This is a genomic window from Pseudomonas arabinosi (assembly GCF_047758675.1).
GTDB classification, from domain to species: Bacteria; Pseudomonadota; Gammaproteobacteria; order Pseudomonadales; family Pseudomonadaceae; genus Aquipseudomonas; species Aquipseudomonas arabinosi.
Genome location: NZ_CP180480.1, coordinates 5,442,911 through 5,457,597, shown reverse-complemented (window position 1 = coordinate 5,457,597; position 14,687 = coordinate 5,442,911). Strand labels below are relative to the sequence as shown.

Annotated in this window: 15 protein-coding genes; 6 read left to right on the top strand and 9 right to left on the bottom strand. The window is 58.4% G+C overall.

The window, feature by feature from the left end; genetic code table 11:
• Positions 1 to 83: 83 nt before the first annotated feature.
• The 3 genes from ACMXYJ_RS25335 to ACMXYJ_RS25325 are packed head-to-tail and all read left to right on the top strand — an operon-like array spanning position 84 to position 1,201.
• The gene (locus ACMXYJ_RS25335; RefSeq protein ID WP_415757398.1) at positions 84 to 425 is read left to right on the top strand and encodes a helix-turn-helix domain-containing protein; all 342 of its coding nucleotides are present in this window, start codon (positions 84 to 86) and stop codon (positions 423 to 425) included.
• Positions 422 to 793 (top strand): hypothetical protein, encoded by a 372-nt coding sequence (locus ACMXYJ_RS25330; protein ID WP_046049139.1) that lies wholly within the window; start codon positions 422 to 424, stop codon positions 791 to 793. The genes ACMXYJ_RS25335 and ACMXYJ_RS25330 overlap by 4 nt, the downstream gene beginning before the upstream one ends.
• Positions 794 to 1,201, top strand: coding sequence for a sel1 repeat family protein (locus tag ACMXYJ_RS25325; protein WP_415757397.1), 408 nt, complete (start codon positions 794 to 796; stop codon positions 1,199 to 1,201).
• 145 nt (positions 1,202 to 1,346) lie between these two features.
• Here ACMXYJ_RS25325 and ACMXYJ_RS25320 read toward each other — a convergent pair whose 3' ends face one another.
• The gene (locus ACMXYJ_RS25320; RefSeq protein ID WP_415757396.1) at positions 1,347 to 3,137 is read right to left on the bottom strand and encodes a bifunctional diguanylate cyclase/phosphodiesterase; all 1,791 of its coding nucleotides are present in this window, start codon (positions 3,135 to 3,137) and stop codon (positions 1,347 to 1,349) included.
• A gap of 162 nt (positions 3,138 to 3,299) precedes the next feature.
• Positions 3,300 to 5,381 carry a carboxy terminal-processing peptidase gene (locus tag ACMXYJ_RS25315; RefSeq protein WP_415757395.1) on the bottom strand — a complete coding sequence of 694 codons (2,082 nt, stop codon included), beginning with the start codon at positions 5,379 to 5,381 and terminating at the stop codon, positions 3,300 to 3,302.
• A gap of 182 nt (positions 5,382 to 5,563) precedes the next feature.
• Between ACMXYJ_RS25315 and ACMXYJ_RS25310 the strand changes: the two genes are divergently transcribed.
• Positions 5,564 to 6,526 carry a zinc-binding dehydrogenase gene (locus ACMXYJ_RS25310; protein ID WP_415757394.1) on the top strand — a complete coding sequence of 321 codons (963 nt, stop codon included), beginning with the start codon at positions 5,564 to 5,566 and terminating at the stop codon, positions 6,524 to 6,526.
• Between the two features lie 109 nt (positions 6,527 to 6,635).
• On the opposite strand, the gene ACMXYJ_RS25305 is transcribed toward ACMXYJ_RS25310, so the two are convergent.
• From ACMXYJ_RS25305 to ACMXYJ_RS25280, 6 genes are all read right to left on the bottom strand, one after another.
• Complete coding sequence (locus ACMXYJ_RS25305; RefSeq protein ID WP_415757393.1) at positions 6,636 to 7,289, bottom strand: HAD family hydrolase; 654 nt, start codon at positions 7,287 to 7,289, stop codon at positions 6,636 to 6,638.
• A gap of 34 nt (positions 7,290 to 7,323) precedes the next feature.
• Positions 7,324 to 8,313, bottom strand: coding sequence for an ABC transporter ATP-binding protein (locus tag ACMXYJ_RS25300; RefSeq protein WP_415757392.1), 990 nt, complete (start codon positions 8,311 to 8,313; stop codon positions 7,324 to 7,326).
• On the bottom strand, positions 8,310 to 9,110 hold the full coding sequence (locus tag ACMXYJ_RS25295; protein WP_415757391.1) for an ABC transporter permease: 801 nt from the start codon (positions 9,108 to 9,110) through the stop codon (positions 8,310 to 8,312). Before ACMXYJ_RS25295 ends, ACMXYJ_RS25300 begins: the two co-directional genes overlap by 4 nt.
• Positions 9,097 to 9,933, bottom strand: coding sequence for an ABC transporter permease (locus ACMXYJ_RS25290; RefSeq protein WP_415757390.1), 837 nt, complete (start codon positions 9,931 to 9,933; stop codon positions 9,097 to 9,099). The genes ACMXYJ_RS25295 and ACMXYJ_RS25290 overlap by 14 nt, the downstream gene beginning before the upstream one ends.
• A gap of 5 nt (positions 9,934 to 9,938) precedes the next feature.
• Positions 9,939 to 10,745 carry an alkaline phosphatase family protein gene (locus tag ACMXYJ_RS25285; protein WP_415757389.1) on the bottom strand — a complete coding sequence of 269 codons (807 nt, stop codon included), beginning with the start codon at positions 10,743 to 10,745 and terminating at the stop codon, positions 9,939 to 9,941.
• Between the two features lie 138 nt (positions 10,746 to 10,883).
• Complete coding sequence (locus tag ACMXYJ_RS25280) at positions 10,884 to 11,951, bottom strand: ABC transporter substrate-binding protein (RefSeq protein ID WP_415757388.1); 1,068 nt, start codon at positions 11,949 to 11,951, stop codon at positions 10,884 to 10,886.
• Positions 11,952 to 12,300: 349 nt separating this feature from the next.
• On the opposite strand from ACMXYJ_RS25280, the gene ACMXYJ_RS25275 reads away from it, so the two are divergent.
• Positions 12,301 to 13,014 carry a UTRA domain-containing protein gene (locus ACMXYJ_RS25275; protein WP_415757387.1) on the top strand — a complete coding sequence of 238 codons (714 nt, stop codon included), beginning with the start codon at positions 12,301 to 12,303 and terminating at the stop codon, positions 13,012 to 13,014.
• Between the two features lie 32 nt (positions 13,015 to 13,046).
• Here ACMXYJ_RS25275 and ACMXYJ_RS25270 read toward each other — a convergent pair whose 3' ends face one another.
• Complete coding sequence (locus tag ACMXYJ_RS25270) at positions 13,047 to 13,814, bottom strand: DODA-type extradiol aromatic ring-opening family dioxygenase (protein WP_415757386.1); 768 nt, start codon at positions 13,812 to 13,814, stop codon at positions 13,047 to 13,049.
• Positions 13,815 to 13,917: 103 nt separating this feature from the next.
• Here ACMXYJ_RS25270 and ACMXYJ_RS25265 point away from each other — a divergent pair, with 103 nt between their 5' ends.
• Positions 13,918 to 14,574, top strand: coding sequence for a thiopurine S-methyltransferase (locus ACMXYJ_RS25265; RefSeq protein ID WP_415757385.1), 657 nt, complete (start codon positions 13,918 to 13,920; stop codon positions 14,572 to 14,574).
• Positions 14,575 to 14,687: the final 113 nt, after the last annotated feature.

The following is a 14,687-nucleotide window of genomic DNA, read 5'->3' as shown; positions in this document are numbered from 1 at the left end:
CCCCGCGACCTTGGCCGCTGTTAGGATTACACTTCTAGGGAAAAGTGCCGACTCGCTAAGTGTTGTTGTCCTACGGGGTAGTCATGGATATTCAGATAATTACACGCGAAGGAGAGCCCGAGTATGCGGTTCTCCCATGGGCTCAATATCAGGCTCTACTGAAAGCAGCAGGCATCAATGAACAGCCGCCGCGGGCAGCCCCAGAGCGTCACGCGGCAACACCAGACCAGATTCTTCCGGGTCTGGATCAACTACGCAGTTTGCGCGAAGGGAAGGGCATCGCCATTGAGGCGCTGGCCCGCACGGTAGGCATCAGCCCGTCTTATCTGGCCTTGATCGAAAGTGGCGAGCGTCTGCCCGACGCTGCGATTCGCCGCAGCCTGGCCTGGGAATTGACGGTGCCAGGGTGGAGGGATGAATCGTGAGCGTACGCATCAGTCGTCAACATTGGGACGGGTTGCTGGGGGAACTGGATCAGGCGCGCCGTCAACGACATCTTTTGACCTATCGGGCGCTGCTGGAGCGCTTGCAATTGCCGACGCCGGCCATGCTAACCCTCACGGCGGCCCTGGAGCATCTGGCCGCGCTGGACGCCAAGGCCGAGCAGCCACTGCGCAGTTCGCTGGTGATCAGCCAAGGCGCCAGTCGCCTGCCGCGTACCGGGTTCTTTGAGTGTGTCGAGCGTCTGGGGCGTTTCTCCGGGCCGTCCGATGGGGTGGCGGCGGCATCCTGGCATGCCTCGGAAGTGGTGCGGGTGTTCGAGTACGAATACCCGGAATCGGCGGAGGCCTGAGTGTTTTTAAAACTCAAGGCGCGGGCCAGCTACTGGCTGGCTCGCCGCTTGTTTCACTGGTCATGGTTTGTGCGCCAGCCGCGTGGCTGGAGCTGGCTCGAAGGCCAGTTCGCACGTATGGCGAACCTGGGTGATGTTGGCGCGCAGAGCTTCTACGGCCACATCCTGACCTTTCGCGGCGTTGGCCTGGGGGCTCGTGAGGAAGGTGTTCGATTGCTGCGCCTGGCGGCTTTGGCGGGGGATGGCAAAGCGGCGTATCAAGTGGGTGTGATCAGCCTCGCCGGAACGCCGAGCAAGGCGCCGGATGCGGTTGAAGCCGCGCGGTTTTGGGGAATCGCTGCGAAGGCAGGGCATCCGCTGGCCGAGCTTAAACTGAAAGAGCTGGCGGCCCGTGGTCAAGAGCAGTAACCCAAACCTGTGTTGTCTGAGCGGACGCCATCGTCGGAACGCCGCCCGGAGCAAGCTCGCTCCCCAGGGGATTTGTGAGCGACGCAGATCCAATGTGGGAGCGGCGGTGCGACGATTCGACTTGCTCGCGATGGCGTCAGACAAATCAGCGTTGACCTTCCAGCAAGGCATCCTCTTTCCCTGGCACCGCCAGACTATCAATCACATGCACGCTATACCCCGGCACATTCTTCGCGTGATGCTTGGCCTGCGATGCCATCTCCGCCAGCTGGCTTGCATCGAGTTGTCCACAGGCCTGTGGATGTAAATGCACCACGCCGATCGACAGTGACAGCAACGCAAACTCCTGACGCACGCCCTGGCGGTTGGGAGCAATGAAGCAGCCAGCTTCCAGATGTTCGCTGCGATAAAAGCGTCGGCATTGGCTCTGGAAGTCGTCCAGCAGCTGGTTCAAGCGTTTGCGCCAGTCTTCCGGGCCGAGCACCAGCAAGAAGTCATCGCCGCCGATATGGCCGACAAAGTCGCGGGAAGGGTCGACGCGATCATTCAGGCATTGCGCCAGACACAGCAGGACTTCGTCCCCACGGCCGTAGCCGTAGATGTCGTTGAAGGGTTTGAAACTGTCGATGTCGACGTAGCAGATCACCGACTCCCGTTGCTGTTGCAGCAGTCGCGTCAGGCATTGCTGGATCGGCACGTTGCCCGGCAGCAGGGTCAGCGGGTTGGCGTAACGGGCTTGCTGGATTTTCAGTTCGGTAATCAATTTAAGTACGTCGATCACTCGGCCCAGTCCCAGGTAACCGCCGTTGAGGGTGATGATGAAGTCTTCTTCGATGCGCTGCCGCGCGCGGCTGGTGATCAGGCGACTCACTTGTTGCAACGACTGGCTCATCTCAACGGCGAGGAAGTCATCACTCATTAAACGGCTGATCGGCTTGCGGGCGAACAGGTCGGTGGCAAAAGGCTTGAGCAGTGCATCGGAGAGCGAATGCCGGTGGACGATGCCACAGGGCTGGCCTTGCTCGTCGAGTACCGCCAGGGAGTTCAGGTTGGCTTGGCGGCGAAAGGCTTCCAGCACCGTGGCGGTCGGTGTATCGCGGCCCACTGCCGGTTGGTCGTTGAGCAAAGCGCTAAGGTCGCTGACTTCATCATTCAACGCCACCGCTGTGCTTTCCCGCTTGGGCATCAGGGCTCGGGCATCACGAGGAGGATGTTCCTGGGGGCGGCAGAGTAGATAACCCTGAACCAGATCCACGCCCATCTCGGTCAACACCGAGAGTTCTTCCGGCAGCTCGATGCCTTCTGCGATCACTTGCGCCCGCGAGGCCTTGGCAATTTGCAGAATCGAGCCGACGAATTCGCGCTTGAGGGCGTCCTGATGAATGCCGTCGATGAAGTGTCGATCAATCTTCACGTAGTCCGGACGCAATTCAGACCACAGCCGCAAACTCGAATAGCCTGCGCCCAGATCATCCAGGGCAATGGAAAATCCCATCGCTCGATAGTGATGCAGCGCGGTTTGCAGCAGCTCGAAATCGTCGGTCGGGGTTTGTTCCGTCAGTTCGATCACCACCTGACTCGGTGGTATACCGAAGTCCTGCAACAGTTGCAGGGTGCGCCCGGGTTGGTGGGCGGCTTCGAGCAGGGATTCAGGGGAAACGTTGAGGAACAGTTTGCCGGGCAGTTGCTGCTCATTGAAACGTCGGCAGGCGCTTTGACGGCAAGCGATTTCCAGGTCGCTCAGGCGGCCGGCCTGACGGGCCACGGCGAACAGTGCGAGGGGGGAGTGAAGCGGGCTGTTGGAGGGGCCGCGGGTGAGGGCTTCGTAACCGACAATACGTCGCTCAGAGAGGGAAATGATCGGCTGGAACAAGCTGTGCAAACCGCTTTGAGCCAGTATGGAACTCAAGGCACTCAGCTGTTCTGTGGTGGTCATGGCTTTCTCTGGCGATAAAAAAGGACTGGGAGCACTCTCTTGGATGAAGAGGGCTCCCAGTCCTTTATTTCACGACAGAATGATGACTGTTTGATGACGCTCCGGGGAGCGTCAGCATTAAATTGCCATCATCTTGCTTGTAACAACCTTGCTCGTAACAACCTAGTGCTTGGCTACCGCGGTATTGAGTTTCAGGTAGTCCAACAGAATCCGCCCGGTCTCGCTCAGATAAGCATCGTCTTCTGGTTTGGTCTTGTCTGGCTCGGCCGCGATGGCGTCTTCGTCTTCTTTCTTCAGCTCTTTGAGCGGCTCTTCACCTTTGGCCTTGCGACGGATGTTTTCCATGACAAGTTGCTTGGCTTCAATATCGGCGTGTTGGGCACGACGATCGGCTTCATTGAGGCTGACGGTTTTTTCCGCCATGAGTTTCTGGGCCAAGGCCAGTTTGTCGCGGATGAACACGAACTCCGCGTCTTTGGCCGAGCGTACGTCATGCTCGGATTTGAGCTGCGAAATGTACGGCTTGAACGGGTCGACCGCAGGCTTGATGGCCGCACGGATGGTGTCCCACGGCATGGCTTCAGGCAGTGCGCTTTCGCCGATTTCCTTGGTGTCGATGATCGACGGGTAATCGATGTCCGGCAGTACGCCCTGATGCTGGGTGCTCTGGCCGGAAACCCGGTAGAACTTGGCCAGGGTCAGTTTCAGTTCGCCATGGTTCAGCGGCTGAATGGTCTGCACGGTGCCTTTACCGAAGGTCTGGCCGCCGATGATCAACGCGCGGTGATAGTCCTGCATGGCGCCGGCAAAAATCTCCGAAGCCGAGGCAGACAAGCGGTTGACCAGCAACGCCATCGGCCCTTTGTAGAAGGCGCCCGGGTTTTCATCTTCCAGCACATCGACCCGGCCATCGGCATTACGCACGAGAACGGTCGGACCTTTGTCGATGAACAGACTGGTCAGCTCGGTGGCTTCCTGCAGGGAACCGCCGCCGTTGTTGCGCAGATCGATGACCACGCCGTCGACCTTGTCTTTCTGCAACTCGGTCAGCAGTTTCTTGACGTCGCGAGTGGTGCTCTTGTAGTCCGGATCGCCGGCACGGAAAGCCTTGAAGTCCAGGTAGAAGGCCGGGATCTCGATGACGCCGAGCTTGTAGTCCTTGCCGTCCTGTTTCAGGTTGAGGACCGACTTTTTCACCGCCTGGTCTTCAAGCTTCACCGCTTCGCGAGTGATCGGGACGATCTTGCTGGTCTGGTCGTTCGGCGCATTGCTGGCCGGGATCACTTCCAGGCGCACCACGGTGCCTTTCGGCCCACGGATCAGCTTGACCACTTCGTCCAGGCGCCAGCCGACCACGTCGACCATTTCTTTGTTGCCCTGGGCAACGCCAATGATCTTGTCGGCCGGTGCGACTTGTTTGGTCTTGTCGGCCGGGCCGGCAGGCACCAGGCGCACGACTTTCACCTGGTCGTTGTCGCTCTGCAACACGGCGCCAATGCCCTCGAGGGACAGGCTCATGTTGATGTCGAAGTTTTCCGCGTTATCCGGCGACAGATAATTGGTGTGCGGGTCGTAGGACATGGCGAAGGTATTGATGTACGCCTGGAAGATGTCTTCCGCACGGGTCTGGTCCAGACGCGCCAGTTGATTCTTGTACCGCTTGGTCAGGGTTTCCTGAATCTGCTTGGAGTCCTTGCCCGCGATCTTCTGCCGCAAGACTTCGTCCTTGACGCGTTTGCGCCACAGGTCGTCGAGGTCTGCGGTGGACTTGAGCCAAGGGGCGTCCTTGCGATCGACCAGCAAGGTTTCCTTGGCGTTGAAGTCGATCTTGTCGACGCCTTTGTTCAACTCGGCAAGGGCGAAGTCCAGACGCGCCTTGACGCGGTCCAGGTAGCGCTTGTAGATGGTGAACCCGGCGTTCAGGTCGCCGCTTTTGAGGAAGTCGTCAAACTGGGTTTTCCACTTGTCGAATTCGGCAATGTCGCTGGCCATGAAGTAGCTGCGCGACGGGTCCAGCAGCTTGAGGTAGCTGTCATAGATGATCACGGAGCGCGCGTCATCGAGCGGCGGCTTGCTGTAGTGATGGCGCTTGAGCAACTCGACGACGTTCAGGCTGGCGATCACTTCGTCACGATCAGGCTGAAGCTTGTCCCAGCTATTGGCTGCAAACGAATTGGTCGACATCGGCAACAGACCGATACCAATGAATAGGGCTAGGGCGGTGCTGGGGAAAAAATGCTTCATGCTGATTCGACGCGGGGACAATTGATCACGCATATTAGGCCGTCTTTGAAGTCGCCGGTACCACTAGGCTCTGTACGAAAACTGCCTGCTAGCTTTCGTATAGGCCCCAGGGCCGGTCGCATAATGCAAGAAAGCCCGGCGCTACAGCTACGGGCTCAGTCCAGACTCACTATGGAGGCACTGTGAAAGCATTGCAAGGCGTTGAAGGTCGAGTGGAGTGGCTTGAAGAGCCCAGTCCTACATGCGATGTAGGACAAGTTCGGATTCGAGTGGCGGCTGCGGGTCTCAATCGCGCCGATTTGTTACAGAAGGCGGGTCTTTATCCGCCACCGCCGGGAGCCAGTCAGGTACTGGGTCTTGAGTGTTCGGGGGTCATCAGCGAGGTGGGGCCGGGCTCGTCCTGGCAAGTCGGGGATCGGGTTTGCGCCTTGCTGGCCGGGGGCGGGATGGCCGAGGAGGTAGTTGTCGACGGACGGCATGTGTTGCCGGTACCCGAAGGTTTGTCCCTGTCTGAGGCGGCAGCACTGCCAGAAGTGTATGCGACCGTTTGGCTGAATTTGTTTCAACTGGCTGCGCTCAAGCCGGGTGAGAAAGTTCTGCTGCACGCCGGAGCAAGTGGAATCGGTTCAGCTGCCATTCAGCTGTGCAAGGCGTTTGGTAACCCGTGCTGGGTCAGCGTCGGTTCCGCTGAGCGTTTGGCTTACTGCGAAGCGCTGGGAGCCCAAGGTGGGGTCGTGCGCAACGGGGATCTGGACAGCTTGAGCGACCTGGGGCCGTTCGATGTGATTCTCGACCCGGTGGGCGGCAACTACGCCGCGCTGAATCTGAAACTGATGGCGCGCGATGGCCGTTGGGTGCTGATAGGCCTGATGGGCGGTCGTGAGGCGCAGCTGGATCTGGCTCAGGTGCTCGCCAAGCGCGTGCAACTGCTGGGTTCGACCTTGCGCAGTCGCGACGAGCAGTTCAAGGCGGACCTGTTCAGCGATCTCAGCCAACATGTCTGGCCGTTGTTTGCTGAAGGGCGTTTAAGCCCGCAATTGGCCAAGACCTTCCCGATCAAGGATGCCGAAGCGGCGTTTGCGGAGTTGGCGACTAATAAGGTGTCGGGAAAGTTGGTGTTGGTGATCGATGAAAGCCTGATCTGACGACAGTGAACCTGTGGGAGCGAGCCTGCTCGCGATGAACGATAACGCGGTCTTGCAGGTAAACCGCGTCGCCTGAATCGCGAGCAGGCTCGCTCCCACAGGGGCCAAATTACTTCCAGATATGGATCGGCCAGCCGGCTTTTTCTGCGTGTTCAAGCAGCACCGGATCCGGGTTTACCACGTGAGGGAAATCCACCTTCAGCAACAACGGCAAATCATTGCGTGAGTCGGAGTAGAAACTGGCGCCCTCGAGGTTTTCCTCTTCCGCATCCAGCCATTCCAGCAAGCGCGTGATCTTGCCTTCGCGGTAGGTCAGCGTGCCGACGGTGTTGCCGCTATACACCCCATGGGCCACTTCCAGCTCGATGCCAAGAATCTCGTCAATGCCCAAGCGATCGGCAATCGGCTTGACCAGGTGCGTACCGGACGCCGAAATCACCAAAACCCGGTCGCCAGCCTTGCGATGGGCGGCAATGGCTTTGGTGGCGTCACTGAAAATGATCGGTTCGATGAAGTCTTCCACCCAAGGCCCTACCAAATGGTCGACCTCTTCCGGTGTGCGCCCGATCATCGGCTCCAGGCTGAAGGTCATGTACTCCTCCATCCGCAGCTTGCCGTGGCTGTAGGCGTCCATCAGTTCGTTGTTCTGACGCATGAACGACTCGGGATCGACCCAGCCCAGGCGGCCCATTTGCTCGCTCCAGAGGGTGGCGCAGTCGCCGTGGATCAGGGTTTCGTCCAAATCAAAAATTGCCAGGGCCATCAGTGCGATTCTCTCTTCAACATCAGCAAAGTCATCAGGCTACCTCACACAGGGCCGTCGGATCGATGGAAAGCGCCAGACGCTGACCATCGGGATGCAGATCGGCCGCCGAGCGGTTCAGCACATCCACCACCAATTCCACGCCCCGGGCTTCGACCCGGTAGCGAATCACGTTGCCCAACAGGCTGTGGCTGCGGATTTGCGCGTCGAGTGCGCCGTTGAGGCTCAGCTCGATGGCTTCCGGGCGAATCGCGATGCGGTGGGTAATCGGTCGCTGCAGCAGTTTTGTGGCGCTGTCGGCGTCCAGCAGGTTGTAGTTGCCGATGAAACCTGCGGCAAAGAAATCGATGGGTGCGGTGTAAAGGGTCTGGGCGTCGCCGCTTTGTACGATCTTTCCCTGATTCATCAAGAAAATTCGGTCGGACATGGTCAGGGCTTCTTCCTGATCGTGAGTGACGAAGATCGTGGTCAAGCCGAGTTCGCGCTGGATCTGACGGATCTGTTCGCGCAGGTGCTTGCGAATCCGCGCATCCAGGGCCGACAGCGGTTCATCCAGCAACAACAGACGAGGCCGGGTCACCAAGGAGCGGGCGAGGGCGACTCGCTGGCATTGGCCGCCGGACAGCTGATGCGGATAACGCGCGGCGAAGTCGTTGAGCTCCACCAGTTTCAGTACTTCGGCAACACGCTTATGGCTATCGTCGGCGTTGACCTTCTGCATGCGCAAACCAAAGGCGACGTTCTGCTCAACCGTCATGTTCGGAAACAGCGCGTAGCTCTGGAACACCATGCCGATCCCGCGTTTCTGCGGGCTCAACGGCACGAGGTTGACGCCATCGAGCAGGATTTGGCCGCCATCCACCGAGGTCAGCCCGGCGATGCAACGTAGCAGGGTGGACTTGCCGCAACCGGACGGGCCGAGAAGAGTGACGAACTCGCCCTTATGGATTTCACAGTTGATGTCGCTGAATACAGGGGTGCCTGAATAGTTTTTTTGCAGGTGTTGGACGCTGACATAGCTCATTCGCTTTTGTCCTTGTTCAAGATATTGGCAGCCCAGGTCAGAACCAGCACAAAGAAGAAGTAGGAAATCACCACCGCACTGGTGAAGTGGCCGCTGCTGTTACGCATGTTGTTGAGGTAGACCTGCAGGGTTTCGTAGCGGGTCCCGACGAGGATGTTGGCGAATACGAACTCACCGAACAGGAACGAGAACGACAGCAGCAACGCCACCATCAAACCTTTGCGCAAGTTCGGCAGCACCACCAGGAATGCCGCTTGCCAGGTGCTGGCACCGAGCAGTTGGGCAGCGTCCATCAGGTCGCGCAGGTTGATCGCTTGCAGGTTGTTGGTGATTGCCCGGTACATGAACGGCAGCGCCACGGTGAAGTAGCAACCGATCAGAATCCACGGCGTCCCGACCATCGCGAATGGCCCGGAACCGTAAAGCTGCAACAGACCCACCGACGACACCACCGGCGGCACCGCGAAGGGCAGCAGGATCAGGATGTTCATCAGCGCATCGAGTTTCGGGAAGTGGTAATGCACCACAAACAGCAGCGGCAGAATCAAAACCACTGACAAAATCAGCGCGCCGATGCAGACCAAAAGCGATTGACCGAACGCATGGAGAAATCGTGGATCACTCCACAGCTGCGCATACCATTTGATAGTGAAGCCGCTGGGCAAAATAGTTGCCGACCAACTGCTGGAGATCGAGTAAATCAGTGTTCCGATCAGCGGTAATAACAGAATGGCAAACAGCAGGTAGACCACGACCCGGTGGTAGACACCGACGGGGCCCAGTTCAGCGCGAGACATGGTAGCTCCTCTTCAACAGCAGCTGATGCACGATGGTCACCAGGGTCATCAACGCCACCAGCACCACGGCCAGGGCGCTGGCCATATTAGGGTCCAGGGAAATGTCGCCGGAAACCATCGCCGCAATGCGGATTGTCAGCACGTTGAAGTTGCCGGTGGTCAGGGCATACACCGTGGCGTACGCGCCCAGGGCGTTGGCCAGCAGGATCACAAACGTACCGAGCAGCGCCGGGGTCAGCACTGGCAAACCGATGTACCGCCAGTACTGCCAGCCTTTGGCGCCGAGCAACTCAGCGGACTCACGCCAGTCTTCACGCAAGGCGTCGAAGGCCGGGTAGAGCAGCAATACGCCCAGCGGAATCTGGAAGTAGGTATAGAGAATGATCAGCCCGGTTTTCGAATACAGGTTGAAATCCTGAATGATCCCGGCCTGCTTGAGCATGAGGGTGAAGCTGCCGTTGAAGCCCAGCAGAATGATGAACGCGAAGGCCAAAGGCACGCCAGAAAAGTTGCTGGTCATGTTGGCGAAGGCGTTGACGAAGTTGCGCAGTTTCGAGTCGACCCGGCGCAGGGAGTAGGCGCCGAGCACCGCGATGATGATCCCTAACGCGCTGGACCAGAAACTGATCTCGAGACTGAGCTGGATCGCCTGCAGATAGAACTTCGAGTTGAAGATTTTGGTGAAGTTGGCGATGCCCCAGCCGAACTCTTCCGATTGCAGGCTGTTGATCATTACCCAGCTCAATGGGGCGATCTCGAACACGATAAAGAACAGCACGAAGGGCAACAAGCACAGCGTCGCCAGCCATTTTCCGCGAGTCATGGCATTCACTTGAGGAGCTCCCGGCAGACTGGTTTGTCGTGGGGCACACCCAGCAGTTCGCAGACGGTGCCGCAGATTTCAGTCTGTTTCGGTGCGACGCTGGCATTGAAGCTGAAGGCATCGCCGAAGACAAACAGCGGCACTTCGCGTTCTTCCGGCAACAGGCCGTTGTGGGAGCGGTCGTTGTTCATGCCATGGTCGGCGGTCACCAGCACCTGATACCCGGCGTCGAGCCAGGTTTGCAGATAATCGGCCAGAATAATGTCGACCGAGCGGGCGCTGTTGCGGTATTGCGGGGTGTCGAGGCCGTGCTTGTGCCCGGCGTCGTCAATGTTCATGGGGTGGACCAGTAAAAAGTTCGGCGCATGACGCAGGCGCAGGTTTTCGGCGTCGGCGAACAGGTGCGAGTCCGGGTAGTGATCGCTCCAGTAGAAATGACCGTGCTGGATTGGCAGGTCCGGGTTGTCGGTGTGACGATCCCGTGCGGCAACGAAGGGCGAGTTGTTGTACAGCTCGCTGACCCAGTGATAGGCCGCGGCGGCGGTCGTGAGGCCTGCATCGCTGGCGTAGTGATAAATGCTGCGCTGGTTGGACAGGCGCGAGACGTTGTTGTGGACGATGCCACTGTCGATCGGCGTGACGCCGGTCAGGATGCACTCGTAAAGCGGTCGGGACAGCGCCGGCAGTTCGCACTCCAGTTTGTAGAGCGCCGCGCGCCCTGCGCCAACGTAAGCCTGCAGGTGCCCCATGGCGTGACGGGCGACCTCGTAATTGAGGCCGTCGAGTACGACAAGGATGACGTTGTGCTTCATAGGGCTGGAACTCCGCTAATACAGAAATTCGAAACACCTGTAGGAGCAAAGCTTGCTCGCGATGCAGGCACCCCGGTCTGTCTGGTGACCGAGGTGAAGCCATCGCGGGCAAGCCTTGCTCCTACAAGAGTTGCAGTATCACTGCATCTCGATGATGACTACTTCCTGCCACTTCTGAGGAACGGACTTGGAAGTCTTCTCCCAGGCGTCGGCATCCTTGATCGGCGTTACGTGCTTGTATTGCTCGTTAGGCAACAGGTTGGCCTGTACATCAGCCGGCAGGGTCAGGTGCTCGGCACGGATCGGACGAGCGTTGCCGCGCGCCAGGTTGATCTGGCCTGCATCGCTGAAGATGTACTCGCGCGCCAGTTTGGCGGCGTTCGGGTGTTTGGCGTATTTGTTGATGATGGTGGTGTAGCCGGAGATCACCGAGCCATCGGATGGAATCACGACAGTGTAGTCATCCGGATTCACCATTTTGGCCTTGTAGCTCAGGCCGTTGAAGTCCCAGACCACGCCGACTTCGACTTCACCCTTTTCCATGCTGGCAATCGTTGGGTCCGTCATCGATAGGCGTTTTTGTTTGGCGAGTTCGGCGAAGAACAGCAGGCCTGGTTCAATGTTCTTTTCGTCGCCACCCTTGGAGAGTGCCGCTGCCAGCACGCCGTTGATGGCCTGGGCGGAAGTGCTCACGTCACCAATGGTGACCTTGTACTTGCCCTTCGCAAGATCAGCCCAGCTTTTGGGGGCGTCAGAACCGTGCAGCAGTTTGTTGTTAATGATGAACGCAATGGAACCGGTGTAGGCCAGAGCCCAATGGCCATCTTTGTCTTTGGCCCAGTCTGGAACCTGATCCCAGGTGCTTGGCTTGTAAGGCTGCGAAACCTCTTGCTTGATAGCAATCGGGCCAAAGGCTGCACCGACGTCGCCGATGTCGGCGCTGGCGTTGTCTTTTTCAGCTTTGAACTTGGCGATTTCCTGGGCCGAGCTCATGTCGGTATCGATGTGTTTCAGGCCGTAGTTCTTGGCCAGGTCATCCCAGGTGCCTTTCCAGTTGGCCCAGTTGTCGGGCATGCCGACGCTGTTGACCTCACCTTCCGCTTTTGCCGCGGCTTCCAGGGTTTTCAAATCGGTATCAGCCGCCATCGCGGCGGTGCACATGGCAATGGTCGAGCCTAACAGTGAGGCCAGGAAAAGCTGTTTCATCCGAAGCTCCTTTGGGCGTTTTCAACGCTGCGATTGCGGTTGTGTTGGTCTAGGTCAGCAATACCTGAGCCAATTTAGGCGCCTCTGATGACATTTTGATGTCGATGACCGGTCGGCCTATATTTTTTGAGCTGCAATGCTCAGGCTTCGGAGTAAGCGTAGACCATGGCTAATAGACTGATATGAAAGGACTTGGCCGTTAAATTGCAGGCGTCTGGATCAACCGTTCGGCGGCTTTGTCATCTGTCAGTCATGTGCAGTGCCTAGGCTTGTCGGGAGTTGAGGGAGCCGATTTGAATCGCGGTTCCGCCCCGAAACAGTGCTGGTCTAGTCCAGATAGGTAACGTTGATGCGCATCGAGACAACCAAAGCGGTGACAGCCATCGGGCAGGTTCTGCAGGAACAGCTCGACCATGGCCTGTTGGCGCCCGGGAGCAAACTGCCGGCCGAGCGCAAGCTCAGTGAGTTGTTCGGGACCACGCGGATCACCGTGCGTGAAGCGTTGTTGCAACTGGAAGCCCAGGGGCAGATTTATCGGGAGGAGCGCCGTGGCTGGTTCGTGTCGCCACCGCGCCTGGCCTACAACCTGATGCAGCGCAGTCACTTTCACGCGATGGTCAGTGCACAGGGGCGAGTGCCGTCTACCGAGGTGATTTCCGCGCGGTTGCAACCGGCGTCGGCGGCGGTTTGTGCCTGGTTGCAGTTGCCGGCGTTGTCGAGCGTGATTCAGATTTGCCGGGCGCGGCGGATTGATCAGCGGCTGGTGTTGTATGTGGAGCACTATTTGAATCCGCAGTTTTTTCCGGGGATTCTGGATTTCGATTTGAATCAGTCGATTACCGAGCTGTATGCGCGGCATTACGATTTGCACTATGGGCGGGTGCGTTTCGAGATTGTGCCGACGGCGTTGTCGGTCGATGCAGCGGCGGCTTTAAGGGTGTCGGTGGGGAGCCCGGGGTTGCGCATCGCTCGGGTCAATTACGATCAGCATGAGCGGTTGATCGATTGTGATCTGGAGTTTTGGCGGCACGATGCGATTCATGTCGGGGTCGATGTGGTCTGAGCCTGGCCGCCACACGCTGTGAGTTTTTTACGTTATCCGAAGCGGTAAATGTCCATGCCCAAGGCCCCCATGGTGAATCCCTTGTGGGCCACGCTGAAATGTCCTCCGGCACCGCGGGCAAAATACAAAGGCAACAAATGTTCATCACTGGGATGGTTGCGCACGGCATTCGGTGCTTGCTGCCGGTAGTCGTGCAACGCGGTTTCGTCGTTGGCAGCGAGTTTTTCGATCATCCAGTCACGAAATGCCTGGGCCCAGGGTTCGACGCTTTCCGGGCCGGCGTGCCAGTCCAGTTCGCGCAGGTTGTGGGTGATGCTTCCGGAACCGATCAGCAGCACGCCGTGTTCGCGCAAACTGGCCAGGGCATGACCGACGCGGGTCTGCAGGGCCGGGCCGCCGCGGGTGGGCAGCGAAACTTGCACCACGGGAATGTCGGCTTGTGGATACATCAATGACAAGGGCACCCAGACACCATGGTCGAACGGCCGTTCGGCGTCGATGCGTGCGGGCAGGCCATCGCTCTTCAGCAGTTCGACAACCTCTGCGGCCAATTGTGGGTTGCCGGGCGCCGGGTATTGCACGTCGAATAACGCCTGCGGAAAGCCGCCGAAGTCATGCCAGGTTTCAGGCCGGGGATTGCCGCTGACCAGCAACTCATTGCTTTCCCAATGCGCAGATACAATTACGATGGCGTTGGGTTTCGGCAATTCTGCAGCCAGACGAGCGAGGGCGGGCCCGCTGGCGCCCGGTTCCAGTGCCAACATGGGCGAGCCATGGGATATGTACAGGCTGGGGAACATGAATGAGCTCCTGAGGGGTAAGATGGCATCATCTTCAGTCAGATCATTGATCTAAATCTAATATAAGTTTTAGGGTCTTTTGATCGAATTTTCGGGATTAATTATGCAGCCGGAGTTTTGGCACAAGCGGTGGACGTCGAATCAGATCGGCTTTCACCTGCCGGAAGTGAATCCATATCTGCAACGGTACTGGCCGCAGCTGGGCCTGGAAGAGGGCGCGCGCGTACTGGTGCCGCTATGCGGGAAAAGCCTGGATCTGCTGTGGCTGGCGAAATGCGGTCACGAGGTGCTGGGCGTCGAGTTGTCGGAAAAAGCGGTGGAAGACTTTTTCCACGAGCATCAATTTGATCCGGACGTCAGCGATCAAGGCCCCTTCACGGTCTATCGGGCGGGCTCGGTCGAGATCTGGTGTGGTGATTTCTTCGCGTTGACGGCCGGCGATGTCGCCGATTGCAGTGCGCTGTACGACCGCGCTGCGTTGATCGCCTTGCCACCGAAGATGCGGGAGCAATACGCCGAGCATCTGAAGCGGATTGTGCCGAAGGATTCGCTGGGGCTGCTGATTACCCTGGATTACAACCAGGCACAAATGGAGGGGCCGCCCTTTGCAGTGCTGGATGACGAAGTGCAACGGTTGTTCGGTGCTTCGTGGGAGCTGAAGATTCTGGAAGACCAGGACGTTCTGGGCGAAAGCTGGAAGTTCCTGGAAAGCGGTGTTACGCGGCTTGAAGAGCGGATTTATCGGGTTTCTACTCGGTAATTGATGTTGTTTGTGCTGGCGTCATCGCGAGCAAGCTCGCGATGGGGCCCGAATGAACACCACAAAAATCAGCAGACAAAAAAAGGCCCGCATCACTGCGGGCCTTTTCTTTT

Bases quoted from the DNA above. Each gene is read 5' to 3' on its own strand.
- ACMXYJ_RS25335 (WP_415757398.1), top strand. From the start codon at position 84: ATGGATATTCAGATAATTACACGCGAAGGAGAGCCCGAGTATGCGGTT.
- ACMXYJ_RS25320 (WP_415757396.1), bottom strand. From the start codon at position 3,137: ATGACCACCACAGAACAGCTGAGTGCCTTGAGTTCCATACTGGCTCAA.
- ACMXYJ_RS25315 (WP_415757395.1), bottom strand. From the start codon at position 5,381: ATGAAGCATTTTTTCCCCAGCACCGCCCTAGCCCTATTCATTGGTATC.
- ACMXYJ_RS25305 (WP_415757393.1), bottom strand. From the start codon at position 7,289: ATGGCCCTGGCAATTTTTGATTTGGACGAAACCCTGATCCACGGCGAC.
- ACMXYJ_RS25300 (WP_415757392.1), bottom strand. From the start codon at position 8,313: ATGAGCTATGTCAGCGTCCAACACCTGCAAAAAAACTATTCAGGCACC.
- ACMXYJ_RS25295 (WP_415757391.1), bottom strand. From the start codon at position 9,110: ATGTCTCGCGCTGAACTGGGCCCCGTCGGTGTCTACCACCGGGTCGTG.
- ACMXYJ_RS25290 (WP_415757390.1), bottom strand. From the start codon at position 9,933: ATGACTCGCGGAAAATGGCTGGCGACGCTGTGCTTGTTGCCCTTCGTG.
- ACMXYJ_RS25285 (WP_415757389.1), bottom strand. From the start codon at position 10,745: ATGAAGCACAACGTCATCCTTGTCGTACTCGACGGCCTCAATTACGAG.
- ACMXYJ_RS25280 (WP_415757388.1), bottom strand. From the start codon at position 11,951: ATGAAACAGCTTTTCCTGGCCTCACTGTTAGGCTCGACCATTGCCATG.
- ACMXYJ_RS25275 (WP_415757387.1), top strand. From the start codon at position 12,301: ATGCGCATCGAGACAACCAAAGCGGTGACAGCCATCGGGCAGGTTCTG.
- ACMXYJ_RS25270 (WP_415757386.1), bottom strand. From the start codon at position 13,814: ATGTTCCCCAGCCTGTACATATCCCATGGCTCGCCCATGTTGGCACTG.
- ACMXYJ_RS25265 (WP_415757385.1), top strand. From the start codon at position 13,918: ATGCAGCCGGAGTTTTGGCACAAGCGGTGGACGTCGAATCAGATCGGC.